General features: G+C 72.2%; 16 protein-coding genes and 1 pseudogene. 10 read left to right on the top strand and 7 right to left on the bottom strand.

Annotated elements, in window-relative coordinates; all coding sequences use genetic code 11:
- Window positions 1-7: 7 nt before the first annotated feature.
- Window positions 8-3,238: an AfsR/SARP family transcriptional regulator gene (locus ABD481_RS10795; RefSeq protein WP_344665433.1), complete on the bottom strand. Its 3,231-nt coding sequence runs from the start codon at window positions 3,236-3,238 to the stop codon at window positions 8-10.
- Window positions 3,239-3,478: 240 nt separating this feature from the next.
- On the opposite strand from ABD481_RS10795, the gene ABD481_RS10800 reads away from it, so the two are divergent.
- The 5 genes from ABD481_RS10800 (at window position 3,479) to ABD481_RS10820 (ending at window position 10,417) form a co-directional block, all read left to right on the top strand.
- Entirely contained in the window at window positions 3,479-4,693 is a 1,215-nt protein-coding gene (locus ABD481_RS10800; protein WP_344665434.1) for a PLP-dependent cysteine synthase family protein, read from the top strand.
- The gene (locus tag ABD481_RS10805; protein WP_344665435.1) at window positions 4,690-5,835 is read left to right on the top strand and encodes an ATP-grasp domain-containing protein; all 1,146 of its coding nucleotides are present in this window, start codon (window positions 4,690-4,692) and stop codon (window positions 5,833-5,835) included. The genes ABD481_RS10800 and ABD481_RS10805 overlap by 4 nt, the downstream gene beginning before the upstream one ends.
- Window positions 5,836-5,933: 98 nt before the next feature.
- Window positions 5,934-7,910, top strand: a complete 1,977-nt coding sequence (locus tag ABD481_RS10810; RefSeq protein WP_344665436.1) for a glycine betaine ABC transporter substrate-binding protein — start codon at window positions 5,934-5,936, stop codon at window positions 7,908-7,910.
- A gap of 147 nt (window positions 7,911-8,057) precedes the next feature.
- On the top strand, window positions 8,058-9,185 hold the full coding sequence (locus tag ABD481_RS10815; protein WP_344665437.1) for a hypothetical protein: 1,128 nt from the start codon (window positions 8,058-8,060) through the stop codon (window positions 9,183-9,185).
- A gap of 53 nt (window positions 9,186-9,238) precedes the next feature.
- Window positions 9,239-10,417: a glycoside hydrolase family 16 protein gene (locus ABD481_RS10820; RefSeq protein ID WP_344665438.1), complete on the top strand. Its 1,179-nt coding sequence runs from the start codon at window positions 9,239-9,241 to the stop codon at window positions 10,415-10,417.
- Window positions 10,418-10,455: 38 nt separating this feature from the next.
- Here ABD481_RS10820 and ABD481_RS10825 read toward each other — a convergent pair whose 3' ends face one another.
- Together ABD481_RS10825 and ABD481_RS10830 are read right to left on the bottom strand one after the other, a co-directional pair.
- Window positions 10,456-11,100: a hypothetical protein gene (locus tag ABD481_RS10825; RefSeq protein WP_344665439.1), complete on the bottom strand. Its 645-nt coding sequence runs from the start codon at window positions 11,098-11,100 to the stop codon at window positions 10,456-10,458.
- A 128-nt stretch (window positions 11,101-11,228) separates the two neighbouring features.
- Window positions 11,229-12,980, bottom strand: coding sequence for a substrate-binding domain-containing protein (locus tag ABD481_RS10830; RefSeq protein ID WP_344665440.1), 1,752 nt, complete (start codon window positions 12,978-12,980; stop codon window positions 11,229-11,231).
- A 310-nt stretch (window positions 12,981-13,290) separates the two neighbouring features.
- On the opposite strand from ABD481_RS10830, the gene ABD481_RS10835 reads away from it, so the two are divergent.
- The 3 genes and pseudogenes from ABD481_RS10835 (at window position 13,291) to crcB (ending at window position 14,743) form a co-directional block, all read left to right on the top strand.
- Window positions 13,291-13,920 carry a fluoride efflux transporter FluC gene (locus tag ABD481_RS10835; RefSeq protein WP_344665441.1) on the top strand — a complete coding sequence of 210 codons (630 nt, stop codon included), beginning with the start codon at window positions 13,291-13,293 and terminating at the stop codon, window positions 13,918-13,920.
- A pseudogene (locus tag ABD481_RS10840) lies at window positions 13,917-14,255 on the top strand (DUF190 domain-containing protein); the annotation flags it as partial. The gene ABD481_RS10835 and the pseudogene ABD481_RS10840, both read left to right, overlap by 4 nt.
- A 116-nt stretch (window positions 14,256-14,371) precedes the next feature.
- Complete coding sequence (crcB, locus tag ABD481_RS10845; RefSeq protein WP_344665443.1) at window positions 14,372-14,743, top strand: fluoride efflux transporter CrcB; 372 nt, start codon at window positions 14,372-14,374, stop codon at window positions 14,741-14,743.
- Between the two features lie 47 nt (window positions 14,744-14,790).
- On the opposite strand, the gene ABD481_RS10850 is transcribed toward crcB, so the two are convergent.
- The gene (locus ABD481_RS10850) at window positions 14,791-15,678 is read right to left on the bottom strand and encodes a LysR family transcriptional regulator (RefSeq protein WP_344665444.1); all 888 of its coding nucleotides are present in this window, start codon (window positions 15,676-15,678) and stop codon (window positions 14,791-14,793) included.
- Between the two features lie 142 nt (window positions 15,679-15,820).
- Here ABD481_RS10850 and ABD481_RS10855 point away from each other — a divergent pair, with 142 nt between their 5' ends.
- Window positions 15,821-16,729 carry an MBL fold metallo-hydrolase gene (locus ABD481_RS10855; RefSeq protein WP_344665445.1) on the top strand — a complete coding sequence of 303 codons (909 nt, stop codon included), beginning with the start codon at window positions 15,821-15,823 and terminating at the stop codon, window positions 16,727-16,729.
- Here the strand turns inward: ABD481_RS10855 and ABD481_RS10860 are convergent.
- The 3 genes from ABD481_RS10860 to ABD481_RS10870 form a co-directional block, all read right to left on the bottom strand.
- Entirely contained in the window at window positions 16,726-17,517 is a 792-nt protein-coding gene (locus ABD481_RS10860) for an alpha/beta fold hydrolase (protein ID WP_344665446.1), read from the bottom strand. The two genes, ABD481_RS10855 and ABD481_RS10860, sit on opposite strands and share 4 nt — an antisense overlap.
- 95 nt (window positions 17,518-17,612) lie before the next feature.
- Window positions 17,613-17,948, bottom strand: a complete 336-nt coding sequence (locus ABD481_RS10865; RefSeq protein ID WP_344665447.1) for a putative quinol monooxygenase — start codon at window positions 17,946-17,948, stop codon at window positions 17,613-17,615.
- A gap of 131 nt (window positions 17,949-18,079) precedes the next feature.
- Window positions 18,080-18,946 carry an alpha/beta fold hydrolase gene (locus ABD481_RS10870; RefSeq protein WP_344665448.1) on the bottom strand — a complete coding sequence of 289 codons (867 nt, stop codon included), beginning with the start codon at window positions 18,944-18,946 and terminating at the stop codon, window positions 18,080-18,082.
- 235 nt (window positions 18,947-19,181) lie between these two features.
- Here ABD481_RS10870 and ABD481_RS10875 point away from each other — a divergent pair, with 235 nt between their 5' ends.
- The gene (locus ABD481_RS10875; protein WP_344665449.1) at window positions 19,182-22,085 is read left to right on the top strand and encodes an AAA family ATPase; all 2,904 of its coding nucleotides are present in this window, start codon (window positions 19,182-19,184) and stop codon (window positions 22,083-22,085) included.
- Window positions 22,086-22,151: the final 66 nt, after the last annotated feature.

The following is a 22,151-nucleotide window of genomic DNA, read 5'->3' on the forward strand; positions in this document are numbered from 1 at the left end:
GTCTGGTTCAGGCCGCGGTTCCAGCAGCGCTGTGCTTGAGGGCGTCCGTGCAGCGGGCGATGCCGTTCTCGGCGCGGGCGGCCTCGATGCGGAATCCGATCGCGGAGGCCTTGCGGTGCGCGTACTCGAAGGAATCCAGCGCTGACCGATACTGCCCCGAGTGGTAGTGGAGGCGGCCGATGACGTTGGCCACGGCGGCCTGGCGGACCGGTGATCCGGCGGTCTCCACCAGGCGCTGGGCCCGGTCGGCGAGCTCGGCCGCCGCACCGGTCTCGCCCTGGAGTTGGCGGACGAGACCGGTGTAGGCCAGCACGAGGGCGATGTTGGCGGGGAGGCGGGACTCGTCGGAGAGCTCGGCGGCCCGGTCCAGGCAACGCGCGGCTTCGGCGAGGTCGGTGGGGTGGGGGACAGGGCTCGGCCCGGATTCGGCGCCCGGCCCGGCCTCGGGATCAGGGCCGGTACTGCCGCCGGTGCCGAAACCAGGCCCGGAACCTGGCTCGGCACCGGATCCATCAACCCCTGCCCACTGCTCACCATCCCGGTTCAACCACGCAGCCGCCTCGTCGACCAACGCGGCGATCTCGACGTCGACCGCTCCCAGCTCCCGCCCGATCCGCCCGGCCTCCCGGGCCGCCGCCACCGCGGCCTCGGTCCGGCCGCGGTTCTCGTTCAGCGAGCTGAGCACGGTCCACGATTCGGCGGCCTCGCGCAGCCGGCCGGCCTCCTGGTTGAGCGTGATCGACCGCTCCACGTGCGGCAGCGCCTCCGACCGGCGGCCGAGCGTGGTCAGCAGCAGGCCCAGCGATCCGCGGCAGCCCGCCTCGGCCGCCAGGTCGCCGGTCTCCGCGGCCGCCGCCAGACCCTCCCGCGCCAGAGCGACGCCTTCCTCCAGCCGACCGAGCTTCCAGGACGCGACCGCCAGGTTGGACAGGCACAGTTCCAGCAGCGCCGGATCGTTCAGGAGACGCGCACCGTCCAGGGCGTCCCGAGCCACCTGGTGGTAGTCCTCGAACAGCCCGCGCAGGTTGAGGAAGAACACTGTGTTACGGCCCAGCGCGACCGCCTGCGTCGGCAACTCCGCCGCCACCGCGCGCCGCACCGTGCGGATCAGGCCGGCCCGCTCGCGGTCGAACCACTCCAGCGCGGCCGGCTCGGTGTCGAAAGGCGGCAGCACACCGGTGAACGGGACCTCGGTGCCGGCCAAGGGCCGCCACCCCGAGAACACGATGTGGCAGGCGGCGTCGGTGGCGGCCCGGTAGTAGGCCACCAGGCGGCCGAAGGCGGCGCGGTCCTCGGGTGCGGTGTCCTCGTCGCTGAGGCCGTTGCCGAAGGCCCTCACCAGATCGTGGAAGCCGTACTCCCCGACGCCCAGGTCCAGCAGGAAACGCGTGTCCAACAGATTCTCCAGCGTCTGCTCCGCCTTCGGCAGCGCGCAGTCCAACAGCGCGGCGGTCGCGTAGGCGTCCAGGACGCGTCCGGGATGCTGGGCCAACACGCGCAGCGCGGCGCGGGACCATTCGTCCATCGCGTCGTACGACGACCGCAACGTCGCCTCGACACTGCGCTCGGCGGCGCTGAGCTCCGCGAGGCGGCCCGACTGGTCGTCGAGCCGTCCGGCCATGTAGTCCAGGCTCCAGCGCGGCCGGTTCCGGAGGCGGGCGCTCGCGATCCGCAGGGCCAGCGGCAGGTGGTCGCAGAGCTCTGCCAGGCGCGCGGCGGCTTCCGGCTCGGCGGCCACGCGGTCCTCGCCGAGGGTGTGGCCGAGCAGGCTCCGGGCCTCCGCGGCCGTCAGCTCGGCCAGCGGCACCGGGACCGCGCCGTCGAGGTCGAGCAGCGCCGAGCGGCTGGTGACGATGGTCAGCACGCGCGGGGAGGCCGGGAGCAGCCGCCGGATCTGGGCCGTGTCCAGGACGTTGTCGAAGACTACGACCAGGGCGCGGTCCGCGGTCTCCCGGCGCCAGCGGGCGATCCGGAGGTCGTGGTCGTCGGGGAGCTCGCCGGGCGGGACGCCGAGCATCCGCAGCAGGTTCTCGACGACGGTGCCGGGCTGCGCCGGGGCCTGCCCCGGGGTGTAGGCGGCGAAGTCGATGTAGAGCCGGCCGTCGGGGAAGTGCGGGGCCGCCTCGTGAGCGGCGCGGACGGCCAGCGCGGTCTTGCCGCTGCCGCCGATGCCGTCGATCGCCACGATCCGGGCGCCGGTGGAGCGGGGAGCGACGGCCACGGCGGCGATCCGCCGGAGCTCGTCGGTGCGGCCGACGAAGTCCGGGACGTCGTAGGGGAGGGTGTCGGGGGCGGGAACGGAAGCGGGAGCGGGGGAAGCGGGGGAAGCGGAAGCGGGGGAAGCGGACCGCGGGATCGGGCCGCCGAGGCCCGCGGGTCCGGGACCTCCGGCGGAACCGCCGGCGCTCGCCGACCGGGCGACCTCCCCTGTCCCGTCCGCGGAGACTCCCGGCTCTGCCGGCCTCGTCGCCTCCTGCGGCACGACACTGAGCCGCGGATCCTCCCGCAGGATCGCCGCGTGGCGGGCCGCCAGTTCCGGGCCGGGGTTGATGCCCAAGTCGTCACGAAGCTGGCGGCGGAACTGGTCGAACTCGGCCAGCGCCTCGGTCTGCCGGCCCGCCCGGTACAGCGCGAGCATCAGCTGCCCGCGCGGACGTTCTCGCAGCGGATGCTCCGCCACCAGCGTCCGCAGGTCGCCGACCAGCTCCGCACCCTCGCCGAGCGTGAGCCGGGTCTCATGAAGCAGCTCCAGGGCCGCCAGGCGGCCCTCCTCCACCCCGACCGCGACCGCGTCGAAGTAGGCGGTCCGGGCGCCGTCCAGGAACGGGCCCCGGACCAGCGCCAGCGCGGCGCGCAGCCCGGCGGCGGCAGCCGTCGGCTCGCCGCGCGCGACGTGCTCCCGGGCGGCGCGCACGGACGCGGCGAACCGCTGGAGGTCGACCTGCTCGTCGGCGACCGCCAGGCGGTAGCCGGATCCGGCGGTCTCGATGAGGCCGGTGCCGTCCGGCAGCGTGTGCCGCAGCCGGGAAGCGGCCTTGCGGATCTGGTGGACAGCGCTGTCCGGGGGATCGGCGTCCCACATCGCGTCCGTGAGGCGGTCCACCGAGACCACGTATCCGGCGTCCACCAGCAGTGCGGCAAGCAGCCGTTGCAGTGGCGGGGCGGTCAGCGGGATCCGTTCCTCCCCGAACCACACCTCCAACGGCCCCATGAGGCCGAAGCGCAGGTCATGCGGCATCCGCGCCTCCCGGCCTGGTCCGTTTCATCCATATATGAAGCAATTATCCGATGCGATCACCCTACGTGCTCGCGCGCGCCAAGAGCGGGCGGGAGCCGGGAGGGAATCGAGCGGGGAATCGAGCTGGGAATCGAGCGGGGACCGGATCGGTATCGGCGGCGGCGAAGCTGGTCGGGACGGAGACCGAGACCGACGACCACGACCGAGACCACGACCACGACCGTGAGAGGAGTGCCGAGGATGACCACCACCGCCTTGCCCCCCGGCCCCGCCGACACCGTGCTGGACCACGTCGGGACCGCGCGGCTGTTCCGGCTCCAGCGCCTGGTTCCGAACGGGACCGGACGGTTGTGGGTGAAGTGGGAGCGCGCCAACCCCGGAGGGAGCGCCGAGGACCGCCCCGCGCGCCACATCGTCGACGTGGCGGAGCGCCGCGGCCTGCTGCGGCCGGGCGGCACCATCGTCGAGGCGTCCAGCGGCGACTTCGGGGTGTCGCTGGCCATGGTCGGCGCCGCGCGCGGCTATCGGGTGATCGTGGTCGTCGGGCCGGAGGCCTCGGCCGCGACCCGCGCCGCGCTGCGGGCGTTCGGGGCCGAGGTGGTCCTGGCTGCCGACGGCGTCCGGGACGGCTCGGACGGCGCCGCCTCCGAGTCGCCGGCCGCGGTGGCCAACCGCCTGGCCCGCGGCATCCCCGACGCCTTCCGCCCCGACCAGCGGCTGAGCCTGCTCGACTCGCAGGCGCACTACCTCACCACCGCCCGCGAGATCCTGGAGGAGACCGGCGGCGACTTCGACATCCTGGTGGCCCCGGTCGGCGCGGGCGGCCAGCTGGCCGGCCTGTCCCGGCGGCTGCGCGAGCAGGCCCCGCACGTGCGCGTCGTCGCCGCCGACCTGCCCGCCGCCACCCGCAGCCCGGGCTCCGGCCGCGGCTGGATCGCGTGGAACCTCGACCTGGGCCTCATCGACGCCGCCTACCGGGTCCCCACCGCCGACGCCGCCGGCGCGTGCCGTGCCCTGGCCCGGCACGAAGGAGTGCTGACCGGCCCGGTGTCCGGCGCGGCGGCGCTCGTCGGGCTCCGTGAGGCGCTCACGGCCGGACCCGGGGCCCGGGTGGTGGCCGTGCTCGCGGACGGCGGCGACCGGCACCTGGACACCGTCTACGACGACGGCTGGCTGGCCGGCCGCGGACTGCCGGTGGCGGTGCCGACCCTGCCGGAGCTCCGGGCCCGGGCGCGCGGCATCGTTCCGGTCGGCGCGGCCCCGGGGACGGCGGCGTCCGGCGGGATGTCCGGCGGCATGTCCGGCGCGGCGGTTGGAACGGCGAACGGGACTGCGAACGGGACCGCGCACGGCGCCGCGACCGGGGCGGCCCGCATCCCGGCCGCTGCGATGGCCGGCGCCGTCACCAGCCGCCTCGCCTTCGACCCGCACCGCAGCTGGGAGGACCCGGCATGATCGTCACCGCCGTCGAAGCCCCGGGCTTCAGCCTGGACCGCCTCGTGGCCGCCGCCGCCGAGCGGGGCGTCCGCACCCGCATGGTCACCCGCGACGCCGACGTCCGGTCGGCCGAGCAGGACGCCCTCGCCGGCGAGGACCTGGTGGTGACGCTGGTCAACCCCGGAGACCTCGGACCGTCGCGCGATCCCGACAGCTGGGCGCGATCCGCGCTGACCGCGGCGATCGGCCTGGCGCTGGACCATCAGAACCCGGAAGCCAGAGCCCTGATCCGCAACCGCGCCGAACTGCGCAACCACCTGTATCGGCACGGCTATTCGCGGGGGAAGGGCCGCGTGTTCGGGCCCGGCACCACGGACGCGGAGATCCGGCGGTCTGTCCGGTTCCCCGCCGTCATCCGCGACTCAGCGGGCATCGCCGACCGCGACGGCTGGCTGGCCCGGACCGCCGCCGACTTGGACGCCATCCGCAGCGCGGCGGCCGCCGGGGAGATGCTCGGCGACACGTTCACGGCCGAGCCGTACTTCGGCGGGCCGACTTTCGACGTGGAAGCGCTGACCTGGGCCGGGCAGACCTGGATCCGCTCGGTGCGGCCGCGAGCCGCGGGGCTGGACCCCGCCTCCGCCTTCCCGGCCGAGCGGATGCCGGAGCTGACCCGGTGGCTGACCGGCGTTCTGCGGTGCGTGGGCGTGCATCGCGGCTTCGCCCGGGTCGAGGTCGCCGCCGCCGGTCGGCACTTCGAAGCGGTGACGGTCGAGATCCGCTCCGGCGGGCCGGCCCACGGCGAGGATCTGTGCCGCGTGCTGGGGACCGGGGCGCTCGCCACCTTCGCCGACGTCGTCTTCGACGACCGGCCCGCACCGGTCGCCGCGAACACCGGCCGGGCCGTGTTCTACGCGGGGGACATCGCCGCACCAGGGGTGCCGCCGCTGGCCTCCCGCGCCGGGGCCCGATCCTCAGACCTGTCCGGACCATCCGACGGCCCTGCTTGCGTCGCCGTCCTGCTGGCCTCCGGCCTGATCGCCGAATCGACGCTGCTCACCGCCATGGCGTCGGCCGCGCCCCAGCGGGATCCCCATCCCGGACCTCGCCCCGGATCCCGCCGCGGACCCCGTCGCGGCGGACCGGCCCTGGTGGCATAGCAGGGCGTTACCGAGAGCGGACCGAACCCCGATAGTGTCAGCATCCTGGGATCAACGGGATCGACGGGATCGACGGACCTCGGGGTGGGGGAATCGGCATGGAACCGCTCAGCGACGACGATCCGCGCCGGATCGGACGGTACGACCTGCTCGGTCGGATCGGCGCCGGCGGCATGGGCCGCGTGTACCTCGGCCGGTCGGCGTCCGGGCGGCAGGTGGCGATCAAGGTCATCCACCACACCCTGGTCGAGTCGCCCGAGTTCCGGACGCGCTTCGCCCGCGAGATCGCCGCGGCCCGCGCCGTCGGCGGCTTCTACACCGCCGCCGTCGTCGACGCCGACCCCGACGCCGAACAGCCGTGGCTGGCCACCGAATACGTCCCCGGACCGTCGCTGGACCAAGCGGTCCGCGAGCACGGGCCGCTGAGCGGGGATCCGTTGCGGGTGCTCGCGGTCGGGCTGGCCGAGGCGCTCGCCGCCATCCACGCCGCCGGGGTCGTGCACCGCGATTTCAAGCCGTCGAACGTGGTGCTGGCGGCGGACGGGCCGCGGGTGATCGACTTCGGCATCGCGCGGGCCTTCGACGCGACGGCGCTGACGTCGGCGCAGCAGATCCTCGGGACCCCCGGGTTCATGGCCCCGGAGCAGCTCCAGGACGGCACGGTCACCGCCGCCGCCGACGTCTTCTGCCTGGGCATGACGCTCGCCTACGCCTCGACCGGCAGGCCGCCGTTCGGCACCGGCGGTCTGCTGGAGCTGTCGTACCGGGTGGTCAACAACGAGCCGGACCTCGACGGTGTGCCGACAGCCCTGGCCGGGGTCGTCGAGAGCTGCCTCGCCAAGGACCCGGCGCGACGTCCGGGGATCCGGCAGGTGTTGGACGCGCTGACCGGAACCAGTCCGGGACCGGCTCCGATGCCGATACACCCACCAGTGTCGATACAGCCACCAGTGCCAGTGCCAGTGCCGGTGCCAGTGCCGGCGACGATGAGCGGATATCTCCCGACCCCCAACAGCCCGACCAACGGAACCCCACCCTCCGGACCCAAGCGGTCAGCGGTTCCCATGGTCGTCTCCTCGATGGCGGTCCTCGCGATCGCGGCCGGTGTGGGTATCTGGTACCTCAGCAGCGGTAACAAGGACCCTGACACCTCATCGGTCAGCGGCGCGCCGACGACGCACAGCACCGGCACCAGCACCTCGTTGCTCCCGGATTCGCAGACTCCTGCCACGTCTCCCGCCTCGCCGTCGACGTCCCCGTCGAGCAGCGCGCCTTCGCAGATCGTCGTGGGCAGCCTCAACTTCCCCGAGAGCGCGCTCCTGGCCGAGATCTATGCCCAAGCCCTCACGGCCAAGGGCCTCACGGTGACCAAGAAGCTCAATCTGGGAGCCCGCGAAGTCGCCTACAACGCGCTGAGAAGCGGCATGGTGTCCGTGATACCCGAATACAACGGTGCGCTGCTCGCCTACCTCCAGCCGGGCGCCACGGCGAAGACCACCGACGACATCGACGCCGCGGTGATCGCCAAGCTGCCCGCGGAGCTGGAACTCCTGAACGCCGCGCCGGCGCAGGACAACGACTCGTTGGTCGTCACCCAGACCACGGCCTCCAAATTCGGGCTCGCCGCGATCGCGGACCTGGCCTCGCAGGCGCCGCAACTGGTCCTGGGAGGCGCTCCGGACTTCCAGACGCGGCCGAGCGGCTTGCCCGCGTTGCAGGGCGCCTATGGGCTGCACTTCAAGAGCTTCCAGTCTTTGGACTACGGCGGACCGATTTCGGTCAGCGCGCTGAACCAGGGCCGGGTACAAGTCGTCGATCTTTTCACCTCGGATCCCGCGATCGTTCAGAACCACCTCGTCGTGCTGGCTGACGGGAAAAACGTTTTCGGCTCACAGAATGTCATCCCGTTGGCGGTGAAGTCCGCACTGCCGCAGGCCGGGGCGGACGCGTTGAACGCGGTCTCCGCGAAGCTCACGACGGCCGAGCTGGGACAGCTGAACGAGCAGGTATCGGTCGAGAACAAGGCGCCGGCGGATGTCGCGCACGCGTGGCTGGTGAAGTCCGGGCTGGCATAAGGCGGAGGATTTCTGCCTTATAAAGCGCATGATTTCCGCCGCGACCAGGTGTCCACCGCCGGTAACCCGGTCGGCCACCGAAAGGTAAAGCAAAGGCAAAGCAGAGTTTTGATGCAAAGAAGTCGCCCCCGATGGTACGTTCGCCCGGTGAATCGGAACCCGTCGACCAAAGCGGCTGTGGTGATCGCGCTTTTCACGCTGGCCGCCGTGAGCGGATGCGGTTCGCACGCCGCGTCCCCGGAATCGGCGGGCGTGCTCCCGTCGCAGACCAGCGGCGCCGGGACGGCGACGCCCAGCGGACCGGCGACCAGTGCGGCGAGCGGGACGACCGGGGCGAGCAGCTCCGCGCCCGCGACCTCCGGCTCGTCCGGGACGTCGGCGCGCACCGGGGCGACCCCGTCGAAGTCGGCCGGGGTCAAGGCCTCGTCGAAGGCCCCGGCGGCCTCGTCCTCCGCCACGTCCTCGTCCAACTCCGCCGGCTCCTTGAAGCCGCCGAGCGGCTCCTGGCCCAGCGCGGCGAACACCGGCGTCACGCCGGGGGCGCACCTGGTGTCCAAGAAGGGTGAGATCAACGTCAACACCGACGGCGCCGTCGTCGAGAACATCGACCTGGTCGGCGACATCCGGGTCGAGGCGAACAACGTCACCATCCGCAATGTGCGGATCACCAATCCCCGTGGCGGCGACCGGGCGGACTGGGGCATCCTGCAGTGGGTCGGCTACCACGGCCTCACGGTCCAGAACGTCGAGATCATCGGCGCCTCCGACACCGAGATGCGCGACGGCATCATGGACCCCGGCGGCGTGGTCAACGTGCGGAACTGCAACATCCACGGGATCAGCAAGCACGGCATCGACACCACCCAGGGCGTGATCGCGGACAACTACATCCACGACCCGAACTGGTTCACCGCCGCCGACGGCGAGCTGGACTCGATCCGGATCAGCGGGTCCCCGGACGCCGGGACCTCGCTGCTGATCCAGCACAACACCCTGGTCGACGTGAACACGGTCAACGGCGCGATCAGCATGTTCGAGACCGACGGCGGCCAGCCGACCCGCGTCACCATCGACGGCAACTACTTCGCCACCTGGGGCTTCTCCATCTACGCCGGCGGCGCCAGCGCCCCGACCAGCTACATCGTGGTGAAGAACAACGTCTTCGCGCGCAAGTACAAGGACGGCTACATGCCCGTCACCGAGTTCAACACCCACGCCACGGGCAACGCCTGGTCCGCCAACACCTTCGAGGACGGCAAGACGGCGTCGGTGTGATCCTGCGACCAGGGAGTCGGTGCGGAATGGGGAAGTCGGCGGAAGGCGGTGCCATGAGGAACAGGATGGGCCTGGTCAGGGAGCAGGCCGCCGAGGCGCTGGCGCTGTGGGCCGTGCCGGGCACGGCGGTCGGGGCGACGCCGCGCCCGCTGCCGGCCGCCGACGCGGCAGCCGCGGCCGCCGTCGCGGACGCGCCGGCCGGCTGGCGGCTGGTCGCCAGCGACGACTTCACCGGCTCCCAGCCGGGCTCGGTGTGGGGCGAGTACGGCGGCACCTACGGGATCGGCGCCAACGCGTGGAGCGCCGACGAGGTGTCGACCAGCGACGGCACCCTGCGCGTGAAGATGGAGCGCAAGGCCTCGCAGGGCAAGGCGTACACCTCCGGCGGCGTCGGGATGTGGGGTCTGGCCCAGACCTACGGGCGCTACGAGTTCCAGGCGATGGCGCCCACGATCGGCGGCATCGACTCCTACGCGGTGCTGTGGCCGCCGGACGGCGACGACGGCGACGCGACCCTGGTCGAACTCCTCGCCAAGCCCGCCACCGCGCCCGGGCAGCAGGCCGCCTACGTGACCATCAACTACGGCGGCGACAAGTCCGAGGCCAGGGTGCCGGGCTCCTACTGCGGTGCGTTCCACGATTACGTGATCGAGTGGACGCCGACCTACGAGTCGGTGAGCGTCGACGGCAAGGTGCTGTTGAAATCGCCCAAATCCACCTCCATGAAGCGGTGGATCGGCTTCGTGACGAGCAACGGCGACACGCTGACCGGCACCCCCAGTGCGTCGGCGGCGCTGCCCGCGGAGTTCGACATCCGGCACCTGCGCGTCTACGCCTACAGCCCCGGGGCGCCGGGCACCACGCCCACGACGCCGAGCTCTGCCGGCGGCCATCCGACCACCTCGTCGTCGGCCTCGAAGACGCCGAGCAGCGCGCCGAAGTCGAGCACGCCGTCGGCCTCGGCCACGCCCGCCAAGTCCGCGAACGCGGCCGCCGCGCCGTCGTCGCTGTCGCCGGCCGCGTCCTCGTCGGGGGCGCCGACTTCGACGGCCCAGTCGTCGGCCGCCTCGGCCACGTCGCCCGGCGTCGCGCTTTCGGCCGAGGGCACTGCCAGCACATCCCATGGCGCACAGGCCACGCCGATCCTGCTGGCCATCGGGGTCGGTGGGGTGGCGACCGCGGCTGTCGTGTACCTCATGAAGAAGCCTCAGGGTTCGCGCCGGCTCAAGTGACTCGGGCCGGCGCGCCCCCCTTCCCCGGGAGGCCGGACTCAGCGGTCGACGATCGCCAAAGTGTTGCTCGGCGAGAAACCGGCGACCGTCAGGTAGGAGTCGGAGAACTTGGTGCCGCTGCAGTCGCCGCTCTGGAAGAACGAGACATGCACCTGGTCCTTCCACCACCAGTTGGAGTCCACCGTCTCGTAGCCGGGAGTGGACACGCAGTGCGCGGCGCCGTTGCCGTCCTGGTTCGTGCCCTGGACATACATCGAATTGGTCCGATGCTGGTTGTCGAAGAAGTCGATCTGCTTGGCGCCCGACTTGAGCCAGCCGGTCGCGTCCGGCACCGCCCACCAGTCGCCCCGGCTGGACTTGTCGATGTAGGCGTGGACGAGGGGTGCCGTGACGCCCGCCGTGGTGCAGTTGTCGCTGTAGTTCGGGAGGATCGTGGTGTCGCCCTGCCACCACCAGCCGCTGACCGCGGTCCGCCAGCCCTGGGTCTGGAAGCAGCCGCTGGAGGGGGCTCCGTTCCACGCGGTGCCGGTGATCAGGAACGACCTGATGTTCCCGCCGTTGTCGATGAAGATGATCTGCTGGCCGCTGCTGCCGGCGTGCGCCGGAGTCTGGACGCCGACGACGGCCCCTGCCGCCGCGGCTATCGCGACGGTCAGGTTTGTCAGCTTCTTGTTTGTCTTCATGATGTTCCCCGTTGCCCGTACTTTAATGATCGGGTCCTGATGATGGCAGAGTGGATCACGTCTGCGCGACCCGGCTGGGCTGGGGACCCGGTCCGGAGACTCGCGCGGCGAATCTCCGGACCGAACCACTAGATCGCGGTGAGCACCAAGTCCGCCACATAGGTCCCGGCGACGGTCGTCGTGGGCACGTTCAGCGACAGGTCGGCCGTGACGTGCGTAGTGCCCAGCCCGTTGCCGGATCCCGTCGACACCAGCACCTGAGGAGACTTCAGGCCCAGCGTGCCGACGTCGTTCGGGGCGACGCCGTGTGCCGGCGCGACCGTCGGGCCCGGAACCGGGTTCTGGCCGGCCGAGTGGTCGATCAGCACCGGGTTCCAGCCCAGGTTCTGGCCGTTGACGCTGTGCGTCGCGCCGTCGGAGAAGTCGGCGATCTGTCCCGAGAGCGTCCACCCCGGGTTGCCGGCGCGGTTGTCGGTGATGGTCAGCGGTGCGAGGCGGCCTGTGGTCTGGAACAGGTCCGCGGTGTCGTTCAGCGTCGGTGACGGCAGAGTGACCTGCGAGCCGGTCGGGACCGTGATGGCGAGCATGCCCGGCGGGATCGTGGTGCTGATGTACCACTGGGGAGCGGTCCTGGTCGGAGGGCCGCCGCAGGTCGCGCCGACGCGATCACAGGGCGACGGCTGGGCCGCCGTGGCGAGGATCGCGGTGCTCGGGGCGGCGCATTGCGCGGGGTCGGCTCCCCTCGTGGAAGCGCCGGGGATGCTCGGGATGCCCTGCAGCGAGTACTGCGTGAGGTTCGCGGGCAGGGGCGCGTAGCCGAGCAGGTCGAGATGCTGGGCGCCTTCGCAGAGCCCGTAGGTGAGGAAGTCGCCGAGGGTCTGCCCCTTGTTCGCGGAGAACGGCTCGTTCGTCGACGTCGGGACGATGGCGTAGCTGACACTGGACAACGGATACGAGCGCGGGTCGGTGCCGGAGTAGGTCCCGGTCGGGTCGACCAGGCCGGTGGCCGGATCGACGGAGGACTGCGAGAGCGCGACAGCGGCGGCCTGCGGGCTCGGCGCGGTGTAGTAACCGGCGTCGTTGGCCAGCTTCACCATGGGGAACCCCTTGTTCCGGGCGTACGACTCCTCGACGTAGGTGATCGAGCCGTTCCCCGAGGCGGAGGCGACGTAGCCGGACACGCCGATGGACGCGTTCAGGGCGACGACGCCCGGCCCGGCGGGGAAGAAGGAGGTCGCGCCGCAGGGCGGGGCCGGCCGGCCGTTGGCGCGGCAATAGCCGTCCCACTGGGAGGCGAACCTGGTCGCCAGCCAGTTGGTGAGCTGCCAGGTGGTGCCCGCTCCGTCGGACCGGACCACGGGTGTGAGGCGCTGGTGCGGGAGCGGCTGCTGGGGGTTCTCCGCGACGAGCTCCGGGTCGTCCCAGTACGTGATGCCGCCGGTGAAGATCTTCGCGACGGTGCCCTGGGTCATGCGGAGGTTCGTGACGCGCTGCCCGTTGACCTCCAGGTGGTACATGAACGCGGTCGTTCCCGCCACGATGGGCAGGTACTTGAACGGATGCGTGGCGGTCGGCGGGACGTCGGTGGCGCCGGAGTCCGTCAGGCCGTAGGGGAGGTCCGACACCGCGAAGTCGATCGTCCCGAGGGCGAACGACTGCCGGCCCACGGTCGAGCCGTTGCCCGGATAGTTCACGGTCATGTTCTTGGCGGCGGCGACGTCGGCCTGCCACTGGTTGATCGCGTTCTGCGCCCAGGAGGATCCGTCGCCGATGATCGGGACGTAGACGTCGGCCTGAGCCGGCGCCGCGGCCACCAACGACGAGGCGATCGCCGCGGCCGCCGCGAACCGCGCGGCCGTTCGTCGCAGGGAAGGTGCCATCGAGATCTCCGATCCATCAGCCCTCGTGTACGGCGTGCTCGCCGCCTGGTGATCTGTTCGGACCGTATTTCAGCGTCCTGAGCGGTTCCCCGGGGCGATGGTGAAGACCGGACATCGACTGAGGAAACGGCGGCGGCCGTGGCTGTGACGCGGATCGGTGCCCGCCAGGGTAAAATGGGGGCGCGTTCCGGCGGTGGGGCCCGCCGTATAACCGCTGTCCGAGGGAGTCCGACGACAGCCAACGGTCCCTACTCATGGTGATTGACGCTGCCCTGGAGGCGGCGTCGGACGACGAGTAGGAGCAGCGCCCGTGAATCGGAACGGTGAAGTGGTCCCCGGCGACGAACTGCCGACCGATCCGGACCTCCCTCCCGGACCCACGCCGGACTCCGCATCGACCTCCGCATCGACCTCCACGCCGCCTCCCGCGGGCTCCCGTCCACGCGGTTCGCAGCGCGTGGTCGCGGCCATCGCGGCCGGCGGCGCGCTGGGCGGCCCGACCCGCTACGGCCTGGGCCTGGCGTTCCCGACCGCGCCGCACACCTTCCCGGCCACCACGTTCACGATCAACGTGACGGGCTCCTTCGTACTGGCGCTGCTACTGGTGTTCATCCTGGACATCTGGCCGCCGACGACGTACGTCCGGCCGTTCTTCTGCGTCGGCTTCCTCGGCGCCTACACCACGTTCTCCACCTGGATGGTCGACACCGACCGGCTGATCGCGGCCGGGGCCTGGGGCCCGGCGGCGGCGAACCTGCTGATCAGCCTGGCCGCCGGTGTCGCGGCCACCAGCCTGGGCCTGAGCCTGGGCCGGGGCATCGCCGCGCGTGGCAGGCGGCGGTACGCGTCGCGAGCGGCGGGTGCGGAGGCCCAGGCCGGGGCTGGGTCCGGGTCCGAGTCCGGGTCCGGGACGCCCGAGACGATCGGAGGACGACGATGAAGCTGTCCGGCCCCTCCCGTCGGCTGTCGATCTTCATCGGCGAGTCCGACCAGTACCGCCACGCGCCGCTCTACCACGAGATCGTGGCCCGGGCCCGGGACGCCGGCCTGGCCGGGGCCAGCGTGTTCCGCGGCATCGAGGGCTACGGCGCCACCTCGCGGATCCACACCACGCGCATCCTGTCGCTGTCCGAGGACCTGCCGCTGGTAGTGATCATCGTGGACGCCGCCGCGAAGATCGAGGCCTTCCTGCCGCAGCTCGACGAGCTGATCGGCGAAGGGCTGGTGATCATCGACGACGTCGAGGTCATCAAGTACGTCGGCCGCGAGCCGGAGCCGGAGCGCGAGCACGAGCACGAACCGGAGCCCGAGCCCGACGAAGGTCCGGGCGGCGGCGCGGCCCCCGGCTCCGGCGAGGACGCCAAGCACCGTCGGCATCTCTGGGGGCGCTCATGATCACCCTGCTTGCCGTCTCGGCCGCCTCCGCGGTCGGCGCCCCGGCCCGCTACCTGCTGGACAAGGCGGTCGCCGGTCGCCGGGCCTCCGCGCTGCCGCTGGGCACCATGGTCATCAACATCAGCGGCGCCTTCCTGCTCGGCCTGCTGACCGGGCTTGCCGCGCACCACGGGCTGCCGAAGCCGGTGTTCCTGATGCTCGGCAGCGGTTTCTGCGGCGCCTACACGACCTTCTCCACGTTCTCCTACGAGACCATGCGGCTCGTGGAGGAGGGTTCGATCATGGAGGCGTCGGCGAACGTCATGATCAGCCTGGCGGCGGGGATGGCGGCGGCGGGGGCCGGGCTGGGTCTGGTGCTGTTGTTCTGAGCCGGGGCGCCGGCCCGCCGGCGCGTTCGGGTGGCCGGCGGCGGTGTTCACCCCACAGCCAGCTCGACGAACGACCGGAGCAGCGGGTTGGCGTCCCCGCTGCGCCAGGCCACCAGCAGCGGGCTCGGGGCCATGTCGAGCAGCGGGACGATCGTCAGGCCCTCGGCCGGTCCGGCGATGTGGCCGTCCGGGCCCGGCGCGCCCCCGAACGGCGCCAGCCCGACGATTCCGTCCCACAGCACCGCGCGGATGCACTCGTGCACCGTCCGCACCACCGGCCCCTCCTGGGTCCCGAGACTCCAGTAGCTGCTCCACAGCGCGTCCGTGCCCTCGGGGAAGCGGAACCAGCGCCGGTCGGCGAGGTCGGCCGCGCGCAGCTCTGCGCGGCCGGCCAAGGGATCGTCGGACCGGAGCACGACCCCGACCGGTTCGGACCGGATCAGCCGGGTGCTGATCCCGGTCCGGTCGAACGGGCCCCGGGTCACCGCGACGTCGACCATCCCGGCGCGCAGCCCCGCGGTCGGGTCGGTGAAATCGACCTCCACGACGCGCACCGCGACCCCCGGATGCCGCCGCCGGAACGCGACCGCCAGCGAACCCGGCCCCGCCGCACTCCCTGCCGCGCTCCCCACCCGCTCGATGCTGTCCCCGAGCGTCCCGACGGTCAGCCCGCTCCCCGCCGCGGCGGCGACCCGCGCCGGAATCCGGTCGGCATGCGCCAGCAGCGCCAACGCCTCGTCGTAGAGCGCGGCCCCGGCCGTGGTGAGCACGACCCCGGCGGGAGTACGGTCCAGCAGCACGGCCCCGAGGTCCGCCTCCAGCCGCTGAACGGCACGCGTCAGCGGCGGCTGGGTCATATGCAGGCGCGCGGCGGCCCGGCCGAAGTGCCGTTCCTCGGCGACGGCCACGAAGTAGCGCAAGAGTCGCAAGTCCATCGTCCGGTCACGATACCCGGGCGGTATCGCGAGTGCTCAACGGGTATTGGACGGTGGCTGTGCGGGGAGGGTGGACTGGGTGGGTCGGCTCGACGCCGCCCCCGATGCCTGACCTCCGAAACCTCTCCCCAAGGAGCCTCCCATGGCCGAGTTCCAGTTGCCCGATCCCGAGGTGCGCACCGCCGGCGCCGAAGAACTGGCGCGCGACCTGGTGGTGGTCCCCAACCACAATGTCCAGCTGGTGCCGAACATCGGCGTCATCGGCGGCAGCCATTCCGTGCTGGTCGTCGACACCGGTCTGGGCACCGAGAACGCCGAGGAGGTCCTGGCCTTCGCTCGCGAATACGCCAAGGGCCGCAAGCTGTATCTGACCTCGACCCACTTCCATCCGGAGCACGCGTTCGGCGCGCACGTCTTCGCGGGCGAGGCCACGTATCTGGTGAACCGGGCGCAGGCCGAGGATCTGGACCACAAGGGCGCCGGCTACCTCGCGATGTTCCGCGGTCTGGCTCCGACCGTCGCCGAACGGCTCGCCGATGCCGAGATCCCCACTCCCGACGTCGTCTACGACCAGACCCACGACCTCGACCTCGGCGGCCGCATCGTTCAGCTCCGCGCCGTCGGCCGCGCCCACAGCAAGGGCGACCAGGTGGTCACCGTGTCCGACGCCGGGCTGCTGTTCACCGGCGACCTCGCCGAGACCGGCCAGTTCGCGATCTTCCCCTGGTTCCCGCCCCACGACACCGACGTCAGTGGTCTGCGTTGGATCGAGGTCATGGCCGCGCTGGCGGCGTCCGCACCACGCGTGGTGGTGCCCGGCCACGGCGACGTCGGCGGCCCCGAGGTGCTGGAAGGGGTCCTGGCCTACTTGCGCGAACTGCGCGACGAGACCTGGAAGCGCCGCGACTCGGCGATGAATCAGGACACGATCATCGAAGAGGTGCGCGCGGTGTTGATCGAGCGGCATCCCGACTGGGCCGGCCGCGAGTGGATCGAGACCGGTGTCGCGTGCTTGTGCAGCGAGCACAGCCTCACCGGACAGGACAACTAGGCGAAGAACTCGGCCAGCACCGGCCCGACCGCCTTCGGGTCGACTGCGTGCGTCTGGCCCGGCAGCGACTGGCGTCGGCCGCGCGGGCTGGCCTCGGCGATCAGCGCGGCGGGATCGCGCAGCTGGGCCGGGCTGTCCGCGCCGTCCAGGGCCAGTACCGGCACGGTGATCGAGGCGCAGACGTCGGTCGGGACCGCGCCGCCGTTCTCGTAGCCCAGCACCGCGTTGTCGTACGTGAGCGTCTTCGCGATCGCCGTGAACGCCGGCCACACCGGCGACTGGCGCATGCCGGCGACCTGCTCGGCCGGCATGCCGACGAGCAGCATGAACAGCGCGGGCATGTCGTCCGGGCGGCCCTCGTCCAGGGCTTGGTGCAGGTCTGCGGTGTACTTCAGGCCGGCGGCGCGGTGCCAGTCCTGGGTGGTGTAGGGGGCCTCGTAGGCGACGACCTTCGCCACCCCGATGTTCGCGGCGGCGGCCAGCAGGGCCAGGGCGCCGCCGGAGGAGAAGCCGACCAGGCCCGCGACGCCGCCCGTCGCCTCGATCAGCGCGGCGATGTCCTCGACCTCGCGCTCCGGGGCGTAGGTGTCGGCGTCGCCGCTCTCGCCGCGACCCCGGCGGTCGTACGTGTAGACCGTGTAGTCGGAGTCCAGGCTCTCGGCGACGCCGCCGGCGGGGCCGAAGGCCCGGTGGCACAGCGCGCCGTCGACGACGATGACGGCGGGCCCGCTGCCGGACTTGCTGTAGGCGATGCGAGTACCGTCCACGGAGGTGACGAAGCTGGTCATGGTGGAGTGGTCCTTTCCCGTCGGGGTCGTCAAAGGCTCAGACGGTTCAGGGACCCGAAACTCATCGCCATCGGCGACCTCATCGCCGGCCCCGATCAGGGCAGCCCCAGCCCGAGGATGGCGCCGCCGTCGCCGCGCACGGCCGTCGTCTCCGTGATGTACGCCTCGACAACGCTCAGGATGTACGGCCGCACCTCGCGCAGCAGCGGCGCCAGATGCTCGCCGTCGCGGACCCCGCCGATCCGGTCGGAGTCCTCCGTCCACTCGATGCGCAGCACGTACGTCGCCGGGTCCCCGACTCCGCGCGCCAGCTCGTAGGCGAAGCACTGGTTGTTGCGTTCCAGCAGGTTGACGACGCCGCCGCGGACCACGGCCTCGAAAGCGTCGGCCCCGCTCGGCGGGACGATGAAGCGGACCGTCTCGATGTACATGGGCTGATCCCCAACCTCGTGCCGGTTACGGCTGGTGAGGCCGACGCTGCACGTCGTCGGCTCGTCCTCCAGTCTCCGGCGCCCGGCCGCACTGATCAAGGCGAATCGTGCGACATGGCGTTCAGCCGCTGTTAATGGGCCAGAAAGCGGATCAGCGCGCCATTCACGGTGTCGGCGTGCGTCCACACCAGCCCGTGCGGCGCTCCCTCCACCTCGCTGTAGCCGGCGTCGGGCAGCAGCTCGTGCAACGGACGGCTGGTGGCCTCGATCGGCAGGACGCGGTCCTCCGTGCCGTGCATGATCAGCGTCGGCAGGCCGAGGGCGGCCAGCGCGGCCACGTCCTCGCGGAAGTCGGTGATCCAGGTCGGGATCGCCGCGGCGCAGGTGCGGGCCGGCAGCGCGGTGGCCACCGGGGTCCAGGTCTTGATCGCGGCCTCCGTCTCGGCTCCTGTCTCGGTCTCCGTCTCGGCCCCTGTCCCGCTCCCCGAGCCCGCGAACATGTCGCCGACCAGCGCCGTGAGGAAGCCGACCGGGTCCGCCCGGGCCTCGGCGATCTTCAGGTCGAAGTAGGCGAGGTCCATCCCGTTCGGCGACTGTTCGGTCCGCAGCAGGAACGGTGGCAGCGGCGCGAGCAGCACCGCACCGCTGACGCGTGCCGAACCGTAGTTCCGCAGATAGCGGACCACCTCCCCGCTGCCCATCGCGTAGCCGACCAGGACCGCGTCGGTCAGGTCCAGGGTGGTGAGCACTGCGTCCAGATCGGCGGCGAACGTGTCGAAATCGGCACCGTCCACGGACGCCGTCGACCGGCCGAAGCCGCGCCGGTCGTGGGCGACGGCCCGGTGCCCGGCCGCCACCAGCGCCGGGATCTGCCGCTCCCAGAACCGCGCGTCGAGGGGATAGCCGTGGACCAGCACGACCGGGCGGCCGGTCCCGTGGTCCTCGACGTGCAGGACGGCCGGCGCGGCGTGGTCGTGAGCGGCTGTGATGTTGGGCATAGCGGTCCCCGAGTCGGCAACGGCGGGCGCCGCGTTCCGGCGCCACGCTTTTCACCCTGGCCGCCCTGCTCGCGACGCGATATCGGTCATCCGACTGCCGCTGCCCCGTTTGCCCCGGCGCCGCCGGTCACTCTCCGCGACAATCGCTGACCACGGCTCCTGGTTATTCTCGGATCCGTACTGCACGATGAAGATCGGCAGCCGGATCACGCGAGCGAAGCGAGGCGCGAAGTCGATGGAGGACAGCCGGTCGTCGGGCGCCGCCTCGCCCATCGTCGGCCGCACCCACGACGTGCGACGCCTGCGCGAACTCCTCGGCCCCGGCACCCGCCACGGCACGCAGATCGTCGGCGAGGCCGGGGTCGGCAAGACCACGCTGCTGGACGCGGTCGCCGCGGCGGCGGCCGACTCCGGGACGCGGGTGCTGCGCGCCGACGGCGCCGAGTTCGAGGCCGACGTCGCCTACGCCGCGCTGCACCAGATCCTCCTGCCGGTCCTGGACCATCTCGACGAGCTGTCCGCGGAGTACCGGCAGGCGCTGGAGGTGGCGCTCGGCTTCGGCCCCGGTCCGGCCCCGGACCGGCTGCTGGTGGTCAACGCGGTGCAGGCGCTGCTGGGGCGGGTCGCGGCGGACGCGCCGGTGCTGCTGGTCGTCGACGACCTGCCGTGGCTGGACCGGGCCAGCGCCGTCGTGCTGGGCTTCGTCGCGCGGCGGCTGGCCGGCCGCCCGATCAGCTTCCTGGCCGCCTCCCGGACCGGCTCGCCGGGCGTGCTCGACCGCGGACTCGTCGAGTTCGAGCTGGCGCCGCTGGACGACGACTCCGCGCACCTGCTGCTCGGGGCGCGGTTCCCGGGGCTGGCGGCGAAGGTGCGGGCCCGGATCGTCGCCGAGGCCCGGGGCAACCCGCTGGCGCTGCTGGAGCTGCCGGCCGAGCTGACGGCGCCGCAGCGGTCGGCGACCGAGGACCTGCCCGTGGTGCTGTCGCTGGGGGAGCGGACCCGGGCCCTGTACGTGACACGGGTGACCGCGCTCCCCGAGGCCGGCCGCCGGCTGCTGCTGCTCGCCGCGCTGGCCGACAGCGCGGAAATCAGTGTGTTGCGGTTGGCGGCGCTGCACGCGATAACGCCGGACCAGGATCAGGACCAGGACTATGACTCCGGTTCCGGTTCCGGTTCCCGCTCCGGCTTCGACCCCGCCCCGGACCCCGCCCCCGACTCCGACCCCGGTGCCGGCGTGCTGGCCGGGCTCGCCGCGGCCGAGCAGGACCGCCTGGTCCGCGTCGACTCCGCGACCCGCCGCATCGTCTTCCGGCACCCGCTGATCCGCTCCGCGGTCGTGGACGTCTCCACGATCGACGACCGCCGGCGCGCGCATCTGGCCTTGGCGGCGGCGTGCATCGACCGGCCGGAGGTCCGGGCCTGGCACCTAGCCGAGGCGGCCTTCGAACCGGACGAGGAAGTCGCGCAGCTGTTGCAGGAGGCCGCGCACTCGGTGCTGCGGCGCGGCGACACGATCGGCGCCGTGGCCGGCCTGATCCGGGCCGCGGACCTGAGCCCGGACGTGCGCGACCGCAGCCGCCGCCTCTCCGAGGCCGCCTACGTCGGCGCCGAGGCGACCGGCGACCTGGCCAAGGCCTCGGATCTGCTGAAACGGGCGCAGGGCGTCCTCGGCGTCGAGATCCCCGACGGCGGCACCAGCGGCCCGCTCTACGCGGCCGCCGCCGCGGTGTACGTCCTACTCAACAGCGACGCCGACCTGGACACCGTCTACCGGCTGCTGGTCGGCGCGATCGAGGCCGCCGGACCGGACTACGACGCCGACAACAAGGCCCTGATCGACGCCCTGCACACGCTGCTGCTGGTGACCTGGTGGAGCGGCCGCGACGACTGGTGGGAGCCCCTGCTGTCCACGGTCGCCAGACTGACGCCGGCGCCGCCGCCGGTCCTCGGCCTGGTGGCCCGGACGTTCCCGGACCCGGCCCGCACCGCGCTGGCGGCCCTGCCGGACCTGCCCGAGGTCTGGGGCATCCTGCGGGAGAACCCTGATTCCATTACCCTGGTCCGGGGCGCCACCGCGACCGTCTACCTGGACCGGGTCGGCGAGATCCGCGACCTGCTGTGGGACGTGGTGCGCTCCGGCCGCGAAGGCGGCGGTCCGCCCCGGCGCCATCTCGGGGCCCTGATGCACCTGTGCATGGAGGACTTCATCACCGGTGAATGGGACGAGGCGCAGCAACTCGTCGAAGAGGGGATGGTGGTCTGCGGGGCCGGATACCCGTTCTTCCACCACTACTTCCAGTTCAACCAGGTGCTATTGCACGCGGTGCGCGGCGAGTCCGAGGCCGGGAACGCATTGGCCGAGGTGATGATCCGCTGGGCGACGCTGCGCGGCGTGGGCTCGGCGGCGGCGTTCGCCTACCAGGCGCGGACGCTGGTGTGCTTGGGCAGCGGCGACTACGAGGCGGCGTATCAGCACGCCACGGCACTGACGCCGCCCGGGACGCTGGCCCGCTACACGCCGCACGCGCTGTGGGGCATCTACGACCTCGTAGAAGCGGCCATGCGTACCGGGCGCGCGGAACAGGCGGCCGCACATGTGCAGGCGGCGCGGGACTTGAAGATCGACCAGCTCTCCGACCGCTACCAGATGCTTGTGGCCGGGGCCGCGGGCCTGTGCGCGCCCGACGACGAGGCGATCGCGTTGTTCCGGGAAGCGCTGGCCGCCCCCGGCGCGGACCGGTGGATCTTCGAGGCGGCGCGGATCCGTCTCGCGCTCGGCGAGCGGCTGCGCCGGACGGCGGCGAAGGGCGAGGCGCGCGAGCCGCTGACGGCCGCGCTGGAGGCGTTCGACCGGTTGGGCGCCGTGCCGTGGGCGGAGCGGGCCCGGAAGGAGCTGCGGGCCTCGGGGCAGGCGACGGGGCCGATTGCCACGACGATGCCGTTGTCGCCGCAGGAGTTGGAGATCGCGCGGCTGGCCGCGACGGGGCTGACGAACAAGCAGATCGGTGAGCGGTTGTTCCTGTCGCATCGGACGGTGGGAGCCCACCTGTATCAGGTGTTTCCGAAGCTGGGGATCACCAAGCGCGCGGCACTGCGGGACGCGCTGACGGCGTTGGCAGCTTTGGACGATGAAGCGTGATGGAGCCTGAAGTGGGCTGACAAGGCGGTCGGCGCGTTCGCCGGCCGCCTTTCCAGGAGCCTGGCC

This window comes from Catenulispora yoronensis, assembly GCF_039531695.1.
Taxonomy (GTDB): Bacteria; Actinomycetota; Actinomycetes; order Streptomycetales; family Catenulisporaceae; genus Catenulispora; species Catenulispora yoronensis.